We start from the raw sequence: 18,807 nt of genomic DNA, 5'->3' as shown, positions 1-18,807 counted from the left end.
GTCTGCCCATCAGCACTGATAGCGACAGAAGAGACATTACCCTCATGACCACAGAAGGGAATAGAGACTCTTGCTTTATTTGCCACTCGATTTAAACTGTTCTGAACTGATGCAAGAATCTGCTGGGGTAGTTTATCTTGATTTTCCCCCATAGCTTGAATTGCCAAAACTAGACTATCTAGCGGTTGTAAGGGCAATAAATCGTCTACTCTAGCCGCTTTCTCTCGCAACTGGGATTCAGTAAGCGCCCTTTCCATCTCGGCAATCCGGTCTTTTTCATCGGTATCGCTGTACTGGTAAAAATCCTCATCTTGTTGGGGTGATTGCAAATGGGGCTGCAATTGTTCCCAGCTATCCCTCACTTCGGCCAGTAATTCTTTTTGAATTAAATATTTGTCATCCGGCCTTTCGTTCAACCATTCCCGTCGGGTATTTTCTAATGTATCGCTCAACGGTCGCAAGTCTCGGTCTTGTTGTCGCCACTGGGCAAACTGCTGCCAACTTTCAATTAAAGCTTCATGGGCTAAATCAATCCAGACTTCTCCTTTTTCATCTTTCCCAGTAACTAATAAACGTCCCTTAACCAATCCCGCTTCACCATCTAGCAACTCACTAAGTTGTTGCTGTTGATTGGCATCATCACCTGCAATATTTAATAATGTGGCTTTTGGTTGGCGCTGTTGGGTATCCTTTTCTCCCTCTCCCGTTCGCACTAACCGCAGAAAAATCTGCTTAATCCATTCTTTTTCTTGCTGACTGCGTTCTTGAGTTGGATATTCTTTCTCATAATCTTGGTAGTGATAAACATTTTCTGCATGGAGATTTAACACCGCAGTTAATCCTCCCAACTTCTTATACTCTTCTTGGGTTAGTTGATGTTTCTTTTGCTCGCGTTTCTCCCAGAGTTTAGTTAAGGCAAACTCTAACAATGGCAAACTCCCTGCTTCTTGTTTAAGATTTGGGAGAATTTTTAATACTCCTGCTTCTTCAACACTATGAACCTGAAACTTGGCAGGCTTGGCGATTGTTTCCTTTAAATCAACTCCAGTTAAAGGCAGCATAACAGCTGCCTGGGTTTGAATCAGGTGAGTCAGAGAAGGATTATCTAAACAAGATTCAATAAAATTGCCTCGCATAGTAATTACAACTGCTAACCGCGAATCATGAATCTCTACTACCCCAGTAAGTAGTTCAATAAATCTCTGCCGTTCTTCCTTATCTATGCAAACTGTAAATACTTCTTCAAACTCATCTACCACCAGCAAAAATTTTTCTGTGTTAGCCACAGCCTCTGCATCATTAATAAATTTAGTCAGGCTGCCTAAACTGTTGTCATTCTGAGCAATTTCAACCACAAGGGCGTATTGTGTCATCTTGTTTTGTTAAAACTATTAAGAAAATTACCTCTGTGCTTTAAAATACCCCAAATAAGCAGTGATTTACCCACTAGATTTAAAAACTCTAGATTTAAAATTCAAGTAGCAGTTGAGTAATACACGATAGAAGCACAATATTAAAGTCTTAGTGACTGGGATAAGCTCTATACCTTGTAGTTCGGTAGTAATTACGGGAGCGATGTCTAAGGGCGGGCTACGACTAGTTAGAAAATTTCAGCTACCTTGAGAAAAATCGCACATCGCGCTAGTCTTCATTGACGTAACTGCACGCTGTAACATTAAGCGATGACAAATCAACTCTCTCCAGTAATTCCCTCTTGCACTTGGAGCCGTCCTATCGGCTTAGGCTGGGATAAACCTTATACCGTTCGCTATGCAAGTAATATTGATGATGGCCCTTGGCATGGTATGCCTTTAGGCGGCTTTGGTGCAGGTTGCATCGGTCGTTCTTCACAAGGAGACTTTAACCTGTGGCACATCGACGGCGGTGAGCATACCTTCAAAAATGCTCCCGCTTGTCAATTCAGTGTGTTTGAATCCAATAGTACATCTTCCCAAGCCTATGCTTTATCTACCCAAGCGCCCGATGATGGCACTCTCAAGGCTTGGCAGTGGTATCCGACACTTCCGGCTACTGAGGGGACGGGCAATTATCACGCGCTATATCCACGTAGCTGGTTTGTGTATGAAAATGTATTTCAAGCACAGTTGACTTGTGAGCAGTTTTCACCTGTCTGGGCAGGCAATTACCAAGAAACTAGCTACCCTGTGGCAATATTCCTCTGGAATGCCCACAATCCGACAGATGCACCGATTACTCTGGGCATTATGCTTACTTGGCAAAATATGGTGGGCTGGTTTACAAACGCTCTCAAATCTCCCGAAGTGCGGGTACGCGATGATGGTAGTCCGGTTTACGAATACCAACCACGCTGGGGCGAAAGTCAAGGAAATTACAACCAGATAGTTGAAAATACACAACAATTTGGCTGTCTTTTCGGTCGGATGGGTAGTGATGAACCTTTGCAAGAAGGTGACGGAACTTGGTGTATTGCGACCTTGAAACATCCCCAAGTAGAATTATTCCACCACAGCCGCTGGAATCCTGAAGGAACGGGTGATGAGGTGTGGCAAAGCTTTGCCCAAGATGGCTCTTTGCCTAATTATGTTGATACTACTCCAGCAACAGAGAATACACAATTAGGGGCTGCGATCGCACTTCGTTTTACTCTCCAACCAGGCGAAACTCTCGAAATCCCCTTTGTCCTGGCTTGGGATTTGCCGATCACAGAATTTACTGCTGGAGTCAACTATTATCGCAGATATACAGACTTTTTTGATAAAAGTGGAAACAATGCCTGGGCGATCGCATCGACTGCGTTACAAGAATACCAAACCTGGCGATCGCAAATTCAAAGTTGGCAAAAACCCATTCTCGACCGGGAAGATTTACCCAACTGGTTTAAAATGGCTCTATTTAATGAGCTTTATGACCTCACCAGCGGCGGTACTCTCTGGAGTGCAGCATCAGAACTTGACCCCATCGGTCAGTTTGCGGTGCTAGAGTGCTTAGATTACCGTTGGTATGAAAGTCTAGATGTGCGGTTGTATGGCTCTTTTGCCCTGCTAATGCTATTTCCAGAATTAGAAAAATCGGTAATTCGGGCATTTGCACGGGCGATTCCTCAAGGTGATGATACTCCCCGAATCATTGGCTATTACATGACAATTAAGGCAGAAAGCCCAATTGCAGTTCGCAAAGTTGCAGGTGCAACACCCCACGATTTAGGCGCACCGAATGAACACGTCTGGGAGAAAACTAATTACACCAGCTATCAAGACTGTAATTTATGGAAAGATTTAGGTAGTGATTTTGTCTTGCAAGTATATCGTGATTTTTTACTCACTGGTGCTGACGATGTGGAATTCCTAGCAGATTGTTGGAATGCGATCGTTCAAACCCTCGACTACCTGAAAACTTTTGACCTTGATGGCGATGGGATTCCGGAAAATTCTGGTGCGCCTGACCAAACCTTTGATGATTGGCGATTACAGGGTGTCAGCGCCTATTGTGGAGGGTTGTGGTTGGCAGCGTTAGAAGCTGCGATCGCTATCAGCGATATTTTATTAACTTACCAGACAAGTAATACAACAGAGTTGGCGGCGCAAAAATCCACTTATGAAACTTGGTTACAACAATCCCGCCCCATTTACGATCAAAAACTCTGGAATGGGGAATATTACCTACTTGATAGTAAAAGTGGTTCTGATGTGGTGATGGCAGATCAATTGTGCGGACAATTTTACGCCCGTCTGCTGGATTTACCTGATATTGTACCGAGCGATCGCGCCCTTTCTGCTCTGAAAACTGTTTATGATGCTTGCTTTTTGAAATTCAGCAATGGTGAGTTTGGTGCTGCTAATGGTGTTCGTCGTGATGGTTCACCAGAAAATCCCAAAGCTACTCATCCTTTAGAAGTTTGGACGGGGATAAACTTTGGGCTGGCGGCTTTTCTCGTGCAGATGGGAATGAAGGATGAAGCGTTGAGGTTGACGCAAGCTGTAGTGCAGCAAATTTATGAAAATGGTCTGCAATTTCGCACGCCAGAAGCTATCACCGCAACTGGTACTTTTCGTGCTAGCACTTACCTACGGCCAATGGCGATTTGGGGAATTTACTTAGTTATTAATTGATTGACTATCAAAACAGTTCTCGTTTTGATGCAATACACATAGATGTCATTGGTGTCAACTTCAGCTGAAATCTTCTGACTGTATGAGTTTTGCTCTCTCCCCAAAATTGGCAGAGCAGGGTGGTTTCAGACAAGCAGAGAAAAACTAAAACTGGGTTTCAAAGCCTCTCCCCCACGGGGGGAGAGGAATGGAAGTGAGGGAAAAAACCATGCCACAAAACGAGAAATCAAGACTTATGTATTTTTCTTTTTTCGTATGAAACCACCCTGCTCCCCAAAATTGGCAGAGGGAGCAAATTCTCTAGTTCCCCTTCTCCCATATTGGGAGAAGGGGTTAGGGGATGAGGGCATAGGAACCCTTATTCTTACCTAACTTCTACCTTAAGTTGACACCTATGACAGATGTGCGTCTCTACGATCGCTCGTATTCCACGTTACCAAATTTAACCTGTCTTCGTCTGAAAAAGCAAAGTTTAGATTTGCGATTTTATTTTCCGAGTGTTTCCGGAAGCGAAGGAAAATTTCAGTAATGGTAAGAGTTGAAGCATTGAGAATTTAAGACTAATGTTTCAAAAAATGCAAATATTACTAGCTTTAGCTATCAATATTGCTGATAATTCCTAGACTACGTTCACAATCAAAAGCTAGGTTATGACGTGCCTATTCCTTTACTCAACAGCAAACTTCATCAGATTGTGGCGCTGCGTGTTTGGCAATGATTAGCCAACACTGGTGCATACGCTTAAACCTCTACACTTTGCGTAACTTAACGCCAGTAAATCTTACAGGTGCATTTCACCAGCCTTTAGTAGAAGTAGCCCAAATTTGCAGTATATGAAGCGGTATCAGTGAGGACTAGTTCTTATGAAGGTGGACTCATACTATAACCCTTGGATAGCTGATTGTCAAGTAATTGATTGTGTAGTTGTCTAGAGAGATAAAGGCGATCGTATATTGTATTGATTTTTGATCTTGTATCACCATTTAGCTCAATTATTACTACATTTGTAATCTCAAGATAAATTTGTTAGATATTCATACATATATAAATCACTGTTGAATCAACTTAATAATATTTTGTGTTGATTAACTTTATATCTATCCTGAAATTCTTTAATATTATACAGATTTAGCCTGCTACATTGTTTTGAGTAAAGTTATCCATTTGCGGATCTTTTTCTTGACTCAGCTAAGGCTCGTTATAACTATCTATATTATCAATAACTAGTATTTTTCTATTTCAACTGGTCTATCTTATGATTACTGACTGGTTGGTATGAAATATTTGCCAGCAGTTGACAGCGATTATATAGATACGCTAAAGCTGTAGTTTTTGCAAACCAATTAAGATAAGTATTATTGTCTAATCGAACCTATTGAAAAATAGGTTAATCCTATAGCTGTCAACGGTTTGATTCTCCGTCGCCTAATATTTTTATTAGTTGTTTTACATTCTATTTAATGGTATCGTTTTCTAGTTACTCAACAATAATAAAGGTTTAAAAATGATATCGGGTGAGGGGTCTTACCCCTCAAGAATTAGCAAAATAGGACAAAACTCAAAGCTGCACAATACACAAGTAAGTATCGGAATATATTCAGTAAATTTGACCTATAAATATACTAGATTAGTAAATGGCGTTAAGGGCAAAAAACAGTATAAATGCGAATGGTGTTGTTAGCACTCAAAGATAAATATATTTTCTATTGTAGTCTCAGAAAAAATGCAAACTTCCCGGAAATTGCCTAATTCAACAGTAGTAATAAATATAAGCGTGTGAACCAAGAAAATTCATTTACTTATGGATTCTTATCCCTTGAAAACATAAAAAACCGCTCCATTGCTGATAATTTGCCATTAGCAATTCAAGATTTGCCAAAAGGCTAGTGCAGTCTGTACACTTCAATTGAAACATCAACAATTGCAGAGAAAAAAACAGTTTACTTCACCCCAAATAACTAAACGCTATGATGAATCAAGACATTGCTGGTATTAGTAGTAACTTAGATAAAACAGTGAAAGCTCAACAATTTGACAAAGTAGTTGAAGCAATTCTTGCTGGAAAATATTCCTGGGCATGTGTTTTAATGCTGCGATTTGGTGGTTATAATCCTCTGCATTACATTCCATATCGCACCTACAATCGATTGCTTAAAGAGAACTCTCAAGCCGATAGGACAAAACAACAGCAAGGTGAAAATCTAAAAATGCTGAAACATGCTCATGATTCCCGGTCTGATAATAATGTGTCATCAAGCTGCTTAAGCAAAATTAAAGACGTAGCTTATCTAGAAGTAGTTAGAAAGCAAAAAGCATAAATCTTTGATGGGAGTTTATACCAGAGATTGACACAGCAAATTAACGAACATCAATCAAGCAAATCACCATTAAAACCAGAAAACGTTCAAAACGTTTCTTTGAAATCCTGTGGATTCAATTAAAAAGTATTTGGAATCAATAGATTCTGCTCTAAAGTTGATTGATTATCTGAAAGCCTGCGATGCTAATTGAAAATTTATAGCATGGCGGGTTTTCTATAGCAGTGATTAATTTGATAGTATTTGGCAAAAATCTGCCAAAATGGCAAATATATACTAATGATATTGGTAAACTAATAACAACTACAACTTAAACCAAAATAGAGGTGATTTGGCAAGCAAGTTAATTTAAAAAATAAAATCAACGATTAGTTCTGACTATGAAATAAATCAAACTGATTACAAAAGTAGTCAGCATTTCATGGAGTAAATAACTCCTAGACCAAGACCAATAATCCAACCGTTGCTACTGGTGGTTCTTTTCCTGAGAAAGTCTGAGCAAAGAGAATTTGAGGAGGTGGATTCCCCCAAGCCAAATTTTACACAGCTTTCACTGACTGCAGACGGTGCGAGTAATGCTGATAAAACTTTCTATCCTGTGGTTGCTGTTGCTTTAGTTAATAAAGCAAACGCTTAACATCAATTCCAGGAACAGAAATAGAAAAGTTACGGTGAAATTGTTGTCCTTGGCTGGTAGAACTAGTAGCTTATACGCTTCTCTTTCGACTATTGTAATCCTAGTCCTCCCAACCTGGATTATCTTTGGTTTCTAAACTTTCAATTTATATAGCAAGACTGGAAGTTCAAAACTTGAATAGCTTCCAGTTTTTTATCTGTATATAAAAATAAATAAGGCGGGCAATTTGCCCACCTTATTTTTTGTTGAGAATAGACATCTGGTGAAATTAATCTAGAAGTCTTGTAGAGACGTAGCACTGCTACATTTCTTGTTTAATGGTTAATTCAAAAATGAATTAAACCTTAGCTAATTCTGGAGTAGGACTCTTGCTGTTGCGAATTGCTGTAATAGCCTCAGCATAATCTTTAGCGTTAAACACAGCTGAACCGGCGACGATCGCATTGGCTCCCGCTTCTAAAACTTGCCAGGTATTATTTGCCTTAAGTCCCCCATCTACTTCAATCCAAGGGTCAAGACCACGTTCATCACACATTTGGCGCAGCTTGCGGATTTTGGGTAATACACCAGGGATAAAGCTTTGACCACCAAAACCAGGGTTGACGCTCATAATCAGTACTAAATCGCACAAATCTAAAACGTATTCAATTAGTTCTAGAGGGCTACCAGGATTAAGTACAACTCCAGCTTTCTTACCAAGCTCTTTAATTTGCCCCAAGGTGCGGTGCAGGTGTGGAGAAGCATTATGTTCGCAGTGTACGGTGATATGATCGGCACCAGCCTTAGCAAAATCCTCTACATACTTTTCTGGCTCCACAATCATCAAATGGACATCCAGTGGCTTGGTCGTAATCGGACGAATCGCCTCCACAATCAGAGGACCTATCGTAATATTAGGTACAAAACGACCATCCATTACATCAACATGAATCCAATCTGCTCCAGCCGCGTCTATGGCGCGAATTTCGTCACCCAGACGACTAAAATCGGCTGATAGGATAGATGGAGCAATTACAATGGGCTTTTGAGATAGGTTTTGGGTCATGGCTAGTGGATTTTTAAGCGTCCTCGTCTGTACGCATTGTAACAAAACATTGAGCAAGACTCATAATTTTGATCCCGGTTTTTTGGGGATTGAGAACTGGGGAGGCAGGGGAGACAAGGTGACAAAAGTTTAGAACTTGCAACAAGTCTTTCCCCTTGTCGCCAATTCTTTTTGTCTCCTTGTCCTCTTCACCATGCCCAATGCCCTTCAGGAGTGCTGAGTGCTGAGTGCTGAGTGGGGAATCTTACTTCTTTACTCGCTTGCCGATGAACTCGAAACGGGCTAAACGCCCCGCTTCCGCTAACAGAACTGTTTTGCCCAATACCCAATGACTAATGATTAATAACTAATGACTAATGACTAAAAAACTAATCTGGATATTTTGGGGATTAACTGCTTCTTGTCTGAGTGCGCCAGTAATTGCTTCAGCTCTAGAATCTGGACTAGGAACTAACGGTATTGATGCTCTGAAGCTACACAAATCTCCATATAATTTAATCGGTCGTAAGATTGCTATTGGTCAAGTAGAAATTGGCCGACCGGGAATGTTTGGATGGGATAAAACGGTGTCTAAAAATCGTGCCATATCTTTAGCGGCGGTTTTCTTACGCGATGGACCAGCTAAGTCTAATACTGGTGTTGACCCCCACGCCTACAATGTCGCTGGTGTGATGGTGAGTCAAGATAAAGCCTTGCCAGGAGTTGCTCCAGGAGCGCGATTGTATTCATCAGCGGTGGGTTCCACTAAAAATATGGGTCAACCAGAAGAGTGCTTGTCGGCACAGCATATAGCGCTACAAAATAGTGGCGATGTCCGTGCGATTAACTTTAGCTTTGGGGAACCTCTGAGCCGCGATCCTCGACCGGAAGCTACTTTAGACGGTAATGCTTTACTAACTTTATGTGTTGACTGGTCTAGTCGCGCTCATGATGTTTTGTATGCGATCGCTGGCAACCAGGGGAAAGGCGGTATTCCTATTCCTACAGACAATTTTAACGGAATAAACGTGGCTTTTTCATCCCGCCGAGGGGGAGTTTTTAACAAAGTAGACGTGGCTAATCTGGCGGGTGTTAACCAAGGGGTGAATGGAAGACTCGCTGGAAGGGAATTTGACCTTGATGGGCGTCGCGCTATCAGTTTAGTTGCTCCTGGGAATAATATTCCTTTGCTCAATCCAGATGGCAAATTGAATAAGGTTACAGGTACAAGTTTTGCGGCACCTCAAGTTACAGCTACTGTTGCTCTGTTACAAGAACTTGCTGACCGACAGATGCGGACAAAACAACCCCACTGGAGCATTCATGCTCGGCGTCATCAAGTGATGAAAGCTGTATTGCTGAATTCAGCAGACAAAATCCAAGATAGCGGTGATGGCTTACGGTTGGGAATGACCCGAACATTAATAGATAAACAAAATCAAAACTGGCTAGATTCTGATGCTTACAAAGATCCAAAGATTCCCTTAGATGCCCAAATGGGAGCGGGTCATTTGAATGCATTTCGCGCTTATCAGCAATTTAGTGCTGGTCAATGGCAAGCATCAGCTACAGTGCCGGCTATTGGTTGGGATTATCGCACAGTTGATGTTGGAGCAACTGTTGACTATATATTAGCAAAACCGTTAAAGCAGGGAAGTTTTGTTGCTGTCACCCTGAGTTGGGATCGATTGGTAGAACTCAACGATAAAAATAAAAACCAGCAATATGACGTAGGCGAAAGTTTTCGCGATCGCGGTTTGAATAATCTTGACCTCTACTTAGTAAAAGCTGATGCTCAAAATTCTGATGCTGATGCTGTTTGCTCCTCAATTAGCCAAATTGATAGTGTAGAACACATTTTCTGCCCCGTTAGTGCTACTGGCAATTACAAAATCCGTGTCCAGTTTCGTCAAAAGCTGAATGAAGCAACTCAACCCTACAGTTTAGCTTGGTGGACTGTACCTATTAATTGAAATACATTAGCACAAATATCTGTGTAAAATTACAGCGTTCTTCTCGTTCCCATATCGAGTATGGGAACGAGATTTCGTGCCTCTGAGAAACGTTATTCGATCTATAAAAACCTCACAAAAGTAATTATTTTATGATTACGTAGCTTACAATACGTTTATACGTAAAGATAAAAATTCTTAAAAATCAAAATTTTTTATAACTCGTCTGTATAGCCTTCTCAATAAGGAATTAGCAACACCACAAGTTGTGTTTAATTCCTCTAAGCTACTAATTTGCTGTTACGAAAACTGTAACAGTCCCATTTTTGCATTGGAGTAAATGCAATAGTTAGTCATTGACACAGTATCTGCGTCAACTCTGAGCACAGATCGGGAATCTTTGGCAAGTGAGGTAGCAGAATGAATCGGCAGAAATTGAGTGATGCGAAAGAAAATTTCCTGCAAAGACGTTACGGTGTTAGTCTGGGCAGACGTTATGCTCTGGCTGCTGCAAGTGTTGTTTTATTCAGTGTATTAGGATGTTCTCAAGTCGATAGTAATAAAAGTGCCCTTGCCCAATCTAGTTTACCTCAGCCAGAAACTCCATTGCAAAAAAAAACAGCCAAAACTGAGACAAAAATCGTTGAGTCTAGCAATAAGTTTGGCTTTAAACTATTTTCAGAAGTTCTGAAAAACGATCGGGGTGAGAAGAATATTTTTATCTCACCTTCGAGTGTTGCGATCGCTCTTGCTATGACTTACAACGGCGCTAGCGGCTCGACTCAACAAGCAATGGCAAAAACCCTGGAATTACAGGGGATGGATCTACGAGAAATTAACTCTTCTTATGCGGCGGTATTAAAACAGCTTTTAGATAATTCAGATACGAAAGTGCAATTGAAAATTGCTAACTCACTTTGGGCAAATCAAGATGTTAGCTTTGCGCCAAACTTTCTCAAGAGAACCCAGGACTTCTATCAAGCCAAAGTCAGCAATTTAAACTTTAAAGATGCCGCTGCATCTAGTATTATAAATAACTGGGTCAAAGAAAATACTAACGGCAAAATCACTAAAATAGTTGAAAAAATTGAACCAAATCAGGTGTTATTTCTGATTAATGCCATATATTTTAAAGGCAATTGGAGTAAAGAGTTTGACAAAAAGCAAACTGCTCCATATCCTTTTTACATCACATCTGGCAGGCAAAAACAACACCCAATGATGTCACAGGAGGGTGATTATAGATATTATGAAAGCGAAAAATTTCAGGCAGTTAGTTTACCTTATGGTAAAGATGGTAAACTAAGTTTTTATATATTTTTACCTAAAAATAATTCTAACCTCAAAGCGTTTTATCAAAAATTGAATGTTGAGAACTGGGAAAAATGGATGACTCAGTTCAATAACCAAAAAGGATTTATTCGCTTACCTCGCTTCAAAACAGATTACGAGATTACACTCAATGATGCTTTAAAAACTTTAGGTATGGGGGAGGCTTTCAGCAACAAAGCCAATTTTTCTGGCATGGGTAAAAATTTTGCCATCAGCCAAGTTAAACATAAAACTTTTGTCGAAGTAAATGAAGAAGGTACTGAAGCGGCTGCGGCTACTTCAGTGGGAATAGTAGCAACATCTATGAGACAGGAACCAGAACCATTCCGAATGATTGTCGATCGTCCCTTCTTCTGTGCCATCAGGGATAATCAGACGGGAAACGTTTTGTTTATGGGTTCAATTATCGAACCACAATGAGGAGGTAAGAGGGATTGAAGATTTCATCGTTTTAAAAGGGAACTTCCAAAAAATAAAATTCTCAGTGAATATAAATGATTAATTTGCATTCACTGTATGTGCGGATAGTAATTTTTATAAATCATTATCCGTAAAGGGAACTATGGATGGTGAAAATCCTTTTAGTGATGGGGAAAATTCTAACTTCGCGGCATAATCATCTATTTGTGATAGTTCCAGTTCAATTGGTTGCTGCTCTTTTTCATCAAAAAGCAACTGAATTTGATAACTCGTCCAGAATTGTTCACCTAGTTCATCTTCTAAATCAAAAGGCTGTTCTTCATCACCCCATATATTCGACCAAAGGACTATTTGATTAGCCCGAAAATGGTTTTGACCTTTTGTATCTCCAACTACAAAATATACTTTTACATTTAAATCAAATCCTAAATCATCGACTTCTGCCTCTGCTATCTGACAGCTAACGACAATTAAACTATCTGGGTTAATATCTACTATCTGCTGTTGGCGTTGTAATAATTCTTGAAATACAAAATTAGGTAATAAATTTGAACTCTCATCAAGTATGTTTTTTTGATTTTCTGGGGAGTAACGAGTTTTTAATTCTTGCGTGATTAAATTTAAAATATCTTCAGTGGCTAAATTGACAACTATTTGTTTATTTACAGGATGAAGGAAACATCCTTGATTAAGATTAATGTGTTTTTTAATTGTCATAGTTTTATAAAATCCTTTTAATGCAAACGGATAATTCACAAATCAAACTCAAACAAAAGTAAGGAATAAATATTACTTTAGCTTCTATTCTATTCCTATTGCTGCTAGAACATTTGAAATAGCACTACACGAATTTTACACGCGATGGTTTGCTGTCTTTCTTAACAGAAGTCCATAAATCCATTTCTAATTTCACCAACATCACCCCGCCTGATGAATCGTAATTGCGATCGCGCCACCGTCGCGGGTTGTGTTCAAAGCATCCGCAAGTTAATTAGAGAAAGTGCAGCGTTCACAGTGAATGCACTCCTGAATTGTGGCGTTTTACAGTTCATGCGCGGCACTTCTGTTGTTAATTTGTTGCCCGAATGCAGTTTACTCCTGAATCGCGCCCCTCAAGCGCTACACAAGCGTATTTGACAAGTTCGGCTAAGGTATTGCGAGTGAGATCGCGTTTACTAACCAGGATTTATCCTTTTGAGTCATTCTTAGGTGTAAATGGTAAGCCAGTCATCGAATACGAAGTGCCAGAGATGAAGCGAACCGAGCGCGATGCCTACAGCGGTAAGCTACGCAAAAACGGACAAACGACAATCCGACATTTAGCCGAAGCTGCTAGGTGGTAAGCACATCCAAGGCAAGCTCATGAGTAAAGTCGTAAACCTACTGTTCCAGGAATTGTGTAAAATAATTCCTTTGACCTGATGCTATTAACCCTTGATCCAAATGAAGGGTTTTGAAATGTCTCAAACTTTCAGTTACCCTGAACTGTAAGTGTGAATATTACAGACTCATGTAAGTTGAGACAGCCAATAATAGCGCCTAGATATTACTGTTTAATTATCAGGAGCAAAGCGCGATTCTTTTGTGGAGAGGCTGCGCGATCGCATGCAGAATATTTACAGTATTGCCTAAAATTATGGATAATTCCCCAGTGGTCGCTCAAGCAGATGCATCTTTACCAAATTACACTCAGGAAAATACACGAATAGTGGAGTCAGCAGCTGGCTCGAATTCACCACCGAAGCAAAAGGTAGGAAGTGACTTTGACTCTCGCATGATGCTGCGGTGTTTGGAACTGGCCCGCCGTGCTTTAGGGCGGACTTCGCCAAATCCGTTAGTGGGAGCAGTGATTGTCAAGGATGGCGAGATTGTCGGTGAAGGATTTCATCCTCGCGCAGGTGAGCCTCATGCAGAAGTGTTTGCTTTAAAAGCAGCAGGCGATCGCTCTCGTGGTGCAACAATCTATGTCAGCCTCGAACCTTGCAACCACTACGGGCGCACTCCGCCTTGTTCGGAAGGATTGATCCAAGCAGGGGTGGCAAAAGTAATAGTGGGTATGGTTGACCCCAATCCACTGGTGGCTGGAGGTGGTATCGCCCGTTTACGAGCGGCGGGGATCGAAGTATTGGTAGGAGTAGAAGAGGCAGCCTGTCGTCAGTTAAACGAAGCTTTTGTGCATCGCATTCTCTACAAGCGACCTTTGGGAATTTTAAAATATGCCATGACTTTAGATGGCAAAATTGCTACTACCTCTGGTCATAGCGCTTGGGTGACAAGTCAAGAAGCCCGCAGTGAAGTACATCTAATGCGGGCGGCTTGTGATGCGATAATTGTCGGCGGTAATACAGTCCGACAAGATAATCCTTACTTAACCAGCCATCAGGTAGAGGCACATAATCCTCTGCGGGTGGTGATGAGTCGCCATCTCAACTTACCGGAAAATGCCCATCTGTGGCAAACTGCGGATGCTCCAACTTTGGTGTTGACACAGAAGGATGCTAATCCCGATTTCCAGGAACTGTTGCGAAAACTTGGGGTGGAGGTGGTGGAATTAACATCACTTACACCAGATAAGGCAATGGCGTACTTATATGAACGAGGTTTTTGTAGCGTGCTGTGGGAGTGTGGTGGTACCTTAGCTGCTAGTGCGATCGCTCAAGGAGCAGTGCAAAAAGTTTTGGCATTTATTGCCCCAAAAATCATTGGTGGTAGTATTGCTCCCACACCAGTGGGCGATTTAGGTTTTACTACCATGACTGAGGCGTTGTCTTTAGAACGCGTTCGTTGGCGTGTAGTAGGCTCTGACTGCTTAGTGGAAGGTTATTTTCCCCAAAAAGCTAATAGTCAACAGTAATAACACTTGACAATCGATCTATTTATCTTGATTTGGCGTTGGCGTAGCCCGCCGTAGGCATCGCGATCACTGACGTTCATGGGCAAGATCGCGTATAAGGGCTAGTCGAGATTGAATGTAATGGCTAAGAAAATCAGTTTCGTTAGAATCTAACAACACTTGCGTTTCGGTTTGTTTCACTAACCACTGCACCAAGCTAGCATCATCCAGTTGTAAAAGGAGCTTGGCTTGCGCGGTTTCAACCACTGACCAAAGCTGACGCATGATTGTAGGAGTCATCAGACCTCGATTGAATAATGAGCTATTAGCTGTCTTTAGATTACACAATTCCGATCGCAATTTACGACATGAATGTAGAAGCTGAGACAAGTATTATTAAAAACTTAATAATGGTATTTATAACTTTATGAAGATTAAGAATTTAAAACTTAGTTTAAAAATGGATATTGGGCATTGGACATGGGAAGGATAGATTTTCGGGTGTTAAGTTGCAAAAACTAGAAAACAAATAAGTCGGTCGGCGTAAAAATTTGTCGTTGGGATAAGGTAGTTGTTGCTGGAGGTAGAAGGTAGGAGGAAAAGGGGTTTTAGCCTAGTTTCTCTTTATTCACATAGTTTTAGTTTGGTTTTATTGTGCCAACTTACTTACACTAATTCTAAAAACTGGGTTTTTGTATTTTAAAATACCGAAATTGTGTTGATTATAGCCCAAGTAAAGCCCGTTTTTTATGGACTATATTAAATACTGAATTGTCTTATAAAATACAAAATCTTGCAAAAGCCATTTTATTGCCAAACAACACACTCAAATTTCTCCTGCTTTACTAATCCAAAATTACTTATTCTGCTTTTGAGCCACAATCTTTGATGCAATGAAGGCCGATAGTAGGTAGATTTAAAATCTAACTTTTGAGAACAATGTTTCTCAGAATATTAACATTGTTTGGCTGTAGATGGATTCACAAAATCATGTAAATCTACATCCCAAATACTGATGTAAATAAAATCACATTGTTGACGAATAATTTGACCTTTGACTGAGCCATTCGTAAAACTAAAATTATCAGATTGACGCTGTTGTACCTGTTTGAGTCCCTGCTTAATTTCTTCAGTGGTTTGCCCTTTTAACATTCCATTTAAGGTAGTCTCCATTACCTGTGGGTCTACTGATTGGGCAAAAGATACTTCAGTTTGGCGTAGCACTTTAGAATTACGATCGAATAAGTAGCCAAGGTCAATTTTGTTGGGCACTAATTTGTAAACGACAGCACGAGTCTTACCCCATGCACCTCTTAAATCTTGATTTGGTTTGCCGAGGGTCGCTTCTACGTCACTTCTTGATGTACCTGTAGGAAATGCGGGAACGCTTTGGTTAGTGGTAGCTAATTTACTAGGCGGCCGATCGCTGTTTTGTGGTGTGGAACGAACTTCTGGTTTGGGAACTGCACTCGGCTCATTCTTTGGTTTTGGCTGTGGTGTGGATATTGCTATCGGTGCTGGAGTATCTGAAGTGACAGGCTCTTTTTCTGGCTGTGGTATGGGTACTGGGGGATTAAAGATTGGTCGTTGTCGCGGTGGTGAGCTAGGGATAACTGGAGCTGGAGAAGTTTGGGAAAAAACGGGCGGTTCGGTAGATGCAGAAGTCGGAAAAGATTCTGGCGATGGGGTGGGACTTGTGCCAATCGTTGTTTCTGGTTGTTGCTGACGAATGATGCTAGGAATTGCTACTGCACCAATCAAGCCGCCTATCAGCAAACTACCAACAATCACAGCAGATTTTTGCCAGTTTCCAGGAGTGGAAGATACTGGAATCGCAGAATTTTTTTGCGGGGAATATAATGGCTGGGTTTGTCGAGTCGATGCAGTGGGAGAAAAACTGATTGTAGAAGTATTTGTAGCTGACTGCAAGGCATATAGCATTTTACTGGCAGTGCTGTAGCGATCGCCAGCATGAGGCATAATTGCTTGATTGAGTACCGCCGCCAATTGGGAAGAGACATTAGGGACGTGCTGCTGCCAAAGTATTTCCCCAGTTTTTAGATCGGTTAGCAATTCTTGCGGGTGTTTACCAGTCAGCAGATAAATCGCTGTTAAACCCAAGCTGTAGATATCAGTGGCGTAAACTGGGCGGCCAACGGCTTGTTCGCTAGGCATATACCCAGGCGTACCAATGACAAGCGATCGCGTGGGGTATCCTGGAGAATTCACCACCGAACGAATTGTTTCTTTGACTGCACCAAAATCAATTAAAACAGGCTTGCTATCAACAGAACGCAGAATGATGTTCTCAGGCTTGATATCTCGGTGAATAATGCCTTTGCTATGGACATAATCTAAAACCCAAAGCAGACTCAAAAGAATTTGCCGAACAGCAGTTTCACTCTCAAATCCTTTGGCTTCGACAATTTTTGTCAAGGTTTGGCCGTGAATCCATTCTTGGACAAGGTAAAATTGTCCGTTTTCAGAAAAGTAGGCGTAGAGTTTCGGAATTTGGTGACTACTTTCACCCAAATACTCTAAGGTTGCAGCTTCCCGTTCAAACCGTTGTTGGATAAGTTGGTAGGTTTGCGGGTCATTATTGGTTATCGGTTTTAGTTGCTTGATCACACAGCGACGGCGAGAAGGCATGTGGACATCTTCTGCTAGAAAGGTTTCGCCAAACCCACCAGCGCCGATTACTTGGATAATTTGATAGCGATTGTTCAGCAGGGTTATTGTCATGAAAAATTACAAGCGTAGACACTGGAGACATTTCGTCTCTGGGCTTGTCGTCAGACATCGCCCTTTCCAAATGTACATCACATGAGTTGAACAGTTATGGACACTGAATTGAGAACAGGTGTAGCTAATGATTGAGGAAGTACAAGGATGCTCAAGTCAACATAATTCGTAATTGATAATGACGTTCTCTACGAGACGCTAAAAGCGTAGCTTGCTTCTCTGAAAGAGTACGCGGACTTGCTACCGCTGCACTAACGTAATTCGTAGTTGCAATCAGTTCAGGATTGAACCCAGAACCTGATTGTTGACTACTGAAATCTTTGATTCAGTGGGGGCTTGTACCCTCTTCAATTACGAATTACGAATTACGAATTAGTAATTATTTGGTCAACTGTCTGAGTGCAAAGTGCCACAAGCCTAACTTTTTGTCTCCCAGTAGGGCGGATTGCCAAATTGCTGAATCAGGAAATCCATAAACACTTGAACACGTCGCGAGTGCTTACGATTGGGTAAATACAATGCATAAACGCCTGTATCTCGATCAGTTTGTGGAGAGATTTGAAAATCAGACAACACTGCCTGCAATCTTCCCGCTTTAATATCTTCACCGATCAACCAGGTTGGCATCAAGACCAAACCACTGCCATCTAAACAAACTTGACGCAGCACCTCCGAATGGTTTGCCACTAGAGATCCACTCACTTTCACTTCACACACTTCTGTCTCACGCTGGAAGCGCCAGATTTGATGATTTGTGGAATAAGCAAACAGCAAACAATTGTGCTGAGTTAAGTCGTTCGGATGACTCGGTTTACCCTGTTGCTTAAAATAGGCTGGGCTACCGCAGACTAGGCGATGGTAGGTTGCGAGTTTGCGAAGCATTAGATTCGGATTGGAGCGATCGAGGTTGCCAATGCGGATGACCAAATCTAGATCGGCTTCTGCCAGGTTTGCGAGTCCATCGCTCAGTTGGAGGTCGAGTTTTACTTCTGGGTACTGAATCAGAAAATCGCTCAGAATCGGAGCAATGTGCAGCCGCCCAAACGTCACAGGCAGACTGATTCGCAAAGTGCCGTGCGGAATATCACCCTGTTCCATAACACAAAGGTTGGCTTCTTCTACATCTTGCAGAATTTGCACGGCTTTGTCGTAGTACTTCTGCCCCTGTAGTGTGAGCGTGATGCTGCGCGTGGAGCGGTTGAGTAACTGAGTGTTCAGCATCGCTTCTAGGGAATTGATTTGGCGCGTCACCGAGGAGACGGCTAACTCTAACTGCCGTGCAGTTTCCGAAAAGCCACCAGTTTCTACGACTTTGACAAACGATCGCATTGCTGCCAGTTGATCCATCGCATCTCCTTCAACTATTTATTGCAAAAAACGCAAAAGTGTTTAGCGTATTTAGTAGATTAACATTCTTTTCAAATGAGATTAAAGTGAAACTATCAACAGTTGCAGAAC

The 18,807-nt window shown here is 41.4% G+C and carries 13 protein-coding genes and 1 pseudogene; 8 read left to right on the top strand and 6 right to left on the bottom strand.

The features are described 5' to 3' along the window. Nucleotides 1–1,373, bottom strand: a pseudogene (locus tag ACFE93_RS12365) (hypothetical protein); the annotation flags it as partial. 309 nt (nt 1,374–1,682) lie between these two features. Between ACFE93_RS12365 and ACFE93_RS12360 the strand changes: the two are divergent. From ACFE93_RS12360 to ACFE93_RS12350, 3 genes are all read left to right on the top strand, one after another. Further along, nucleotides 1,683–4,091, top strand: coding sequence for a GH116 family glycosyl hydrolase (locus tag ACFE93_RS12360; RefSeq protein WP_375473568.1), 2,409 nt, complete (start codon nt 1,683–1,685; stop codon nt 4,089–4,091). Between the two features lie 714 nt (nt 4,092–4,805). Beyond that, the gene (locus tag ACFE93_RS12355) at nt 4,806–4,928 is read left to right on the top strand and encodes a hypothetical protein (protein WP_375473567.1); all 123 of its coding nucleotides are present in this window, start codon (nt 4,806–4,808) and stop codon (nt 4,926–4,928) included. Nucleotides 4,929–6,058: 1,130 nt separating this feature from the next. Further along, a complete protein-coding gene (locus ACFE93_RS12350; RefSeq protein WP_375473566.1) occupies nt 6,059–6,409 on the top strand; it encodes a HetP family heterocyst commitment protein in 351 nt (116 codons plus the stop codon). 974 nt (nt 6,410–7,383) lie between these two features. Here ACFE93_RS12350 and rpe read toward each other — a convergent pair. Continuing rightward, nucleotides 7,384–8,091 carry a ribulose-phosphate 3-epimerase gene (gene rpe, locus ACFE93_RS12345; RefSeq protein ID WP_292863437.1) on the bottom strand — a complete coding sequence of 236 codons (708 nt, stop codon included), beginning with the start codon at nt 8,089–8,091 and terminating at the stop codon, nt 7,384–7,386. Nucleotides 8,092–8,447: 356 nt separating this feature from the next. On the opposite strand from rpe, the gene ACFE93_RS12340 reads away from it, so the two are divergent. Next, a complete protein-coding gene (locus ACFE93_RS12340) occupies nt 8,448–10,043 on the top strand; it encodes a S8 family serine peptidase (protein WP_375473565.1) in 1,596 nt (531 codons plus the stop codon). Between the two features lie 399 nt (nt 10,044–10,442). After that, nucleotides 10,443–11,774 carry a serpin family protein gene (locus tag ACFE93_RS12335; RefSeq protein WP_375473564.1) on the top strand — a complete coding sequence of 444 codons (1,332 nt, stop codon included), beginning with the start codon at nt 10,443–10,445 and terminating at the stop codon, nt 11,772–11,774. Between the two features lie 114 nt (nt 11,775–11,888). Here the strand turns inward: ACFE93_RS12335 and ACFE93_RS12330 are convergent, their stop codons facing one another. Next, nucleotides 11,889–12,491 (bottom strand): hypothetical protein, encoded by a 603-nt coding sequence (locus tag ACFE93_RS12330; protein WP_375473563.1) that lies wholly within the window; start codon nt 12,489–12,491, stop codon nt 11,889–11,891. A gap of 213 nt (nt 12,492–12,704) precedes the next feature. Between ACFE93_RS12330 and ACFE93_RS12325 the strand changes: the two genes are divergently transcribed. The 3 genes from ACFE93_RS12325 (at nt 12,705) to ribD (ending at nt 14,628) form a co-directional block, all read left to right on the top strand. After that, nucleotides 12,705–12,911 (top strand): hypothetical protein, encoded by a 207-nt coding sequence (locus ACFE93_RS12325; protein ID WP_375473562.1) that lies wholly within the window; start codon nt 12,705–12,707, stop codon nt 12,909–12,911. 23 nt (nt 12,912–12,934) lie between these two features. Next, nucleotides 12,935–13,117 (top strand): hypothetical protein, encoded by a 183-nt coding sequence (locus ACFE93_RS12320; protein WP_375473561.1) that lies wholly within the window; start codon nt 12,935–12,937, stop codon nt 13,115–13,117. A 293-nt stretch (nt 13,118–13,410) separates the two neighbouring features. Further along, nucleotides 13,411–14,628 (top strand): bifunctional diaminohydroxyphosphoribosylaminopyrimidine deaminase/5-amino-6-(5-phosphoribosylamino)uracil reductase RibD, encoded by a 1,218-nt coding sequence (ribD, locus tag ACFE93_RS12315; RefSeq protein WP_375473560.1) that lies wholly within the window; start codon nt 13,411–13,413, stop codon nt 14,626–14,628. Between the two features lie 66 nt (nt 14,629–14,694). Here the strand turns inward: ribD and ACFE93_RS12310 are convergent, their stop codons facing one another. The 3 genes from ACFE93_RS12310 to ACFE93_RS12300 all read right to left on the bottom strand — a co-directional run bounded on the left by ACFE93_RS12310 (nt 14,695) and on the right by ACFE93_RS12300 (nt 18,696). Beyond that, nucleotides 14,695–14,907 (bottom strand): hypothetical protein, encoded by a 213-nt coding sequence (locus ACFE93_RS12310; protein ID WP_375473559.1) that lies wholly within the window; start codon nt 14,905–14,907, stop codon nt 14,695–14,697. Nucleotides 14,908–15,561: 654 nt separating this feature from the next. Beyond that, the gene (locus ACFE93_RS12305; protein ID WP_375473558.1) at nt 15,562–17,349 is read right to left on the bottom strand and encodes a protein kinase; all 1,788 of its coding nucleotides are present in this window, start codon (nt 17,347–17,349) and stop codon (nt 15,562–15,564) included. Nucleotides 17,350–17,766: 417 nt separating this feature from the next. After that, complete coding sequence (locus ACFE93_RS12300; RefSeq protein ID WP_375473557.1) at nt 17,767–18,696, bottom strand: LysR substrate-binding domain-containing protein; 930 nt, start codon at nt 18,694–18,696, stop codon at nt 17,767–17,769. Nucleotides 18,697–18,807: the final 111 nt, after the last annotated feature.

Origin of the sequence: uncultured Nostoc sp. (assembly GCF_964247315.1) — a bacterium.
Classification (GTDB): domain Bacteria; phylum Cyanobacteriota; class Cyanobacteriia; order Cyanobacteriales; family Nostocaceae; genus Nostoc.
The sequence above is the reverse complement of the archived record's forward strand: the minus strand, read 5'-3'. Positions and strand labels throughout refer to the sequence as shown.

What these genes read in the sequence shown, in the direction of transcription:
- ACFE93_RS12360 (WP_375473568.1), top strand. Translation starts at nt 1,683, where the DNA reads ATGACAAATCAACTCTCTCCAGTAATTCCCTCTTGCACTTGGAGCCGT.
- ACFE93_RS12355 (WP_375473567.1), top strand. Translation starts at nt 4,806, where the DNA reads ATGATTAGCCAACACTGGTGCATACGCTTAAACCTCTACACTTTGCGT.
- ACFE93_RS12350 (WP_375473566.1), top strand. Translation starts at nt 6,059, where the DNA reads ATGATGAATCAAGACATTGCTGGTATTAGTAGTAACTTAGATAAAACA.
- rpe (WP_292863437.1), bottom strand. Translation starts at nt 8,091, where the DNA reads ATGACCCAAAACCTATCTCAAAAGCCCATTGTAATTGCTCCATCTATC.
- ACFE93_RS12340 (WP_375473565.1), top strand. Translation starts at nt 8,448, where the DNA reads ATGACTAAAAAACTAATCTGGATATTTTGGGGATTAACTGCTTCTTGT.
- ACFE93_RS12335 (WP_375473564.1), top strand. Translation starts at nt 10,443, where the DNA reads ATGAATCGGCAGAAATTGAGTGATGCGAAAGAAAATTTCCTGCAAAGA.
- ACFE93_RS12330 (WP_375473563.1), bottom strand. Translation starts at nt 12,491, where the DNA reads ATGACAATTAAAAAACACATTAATCTTAATCAAGGATGTTTCCTTCAT.
- ACFE93_RS12325 (WP_375473562.1), top strand. Translation starts at nt 12,705, where the DNA reads ATGAATCGTAATTGCGATCGCGCCACCGTCGCGGGTTGTGTTCAAAGC.
- ribD (WP_375473560.1), top strand. Translation starts at nt 13,411, where the DNA reads ATGGATAATTCCCCAGTGGTCGCTCAAGCAGATGCATCTTTACCAAAT.
- ACFE93_RS12310 (WP_375473559.1), bottom strand. Translation starts at nt 14,907, where the DNA reads ATGACTCCTACAATCATGCGTCAGCTTTGGTCAGTGGTTGAAACCGCG.
- ACFE93_RS12305 (WP_375473558.1), bottom strand. Translation starts at nt 17,349, where the DNA reads ATGACAATAACCCTGCTGAACAATCGCTATCAAATTATCCAAGTAATC.
- ACFE93_RS12300 (WP_375473557.1), bottom strand. Translation starts at nt 18,696, where the DNA reads ATGGATCAACTGGCAGCAATGCGATCGTTTGTCAAAGTCGTAGAAACT.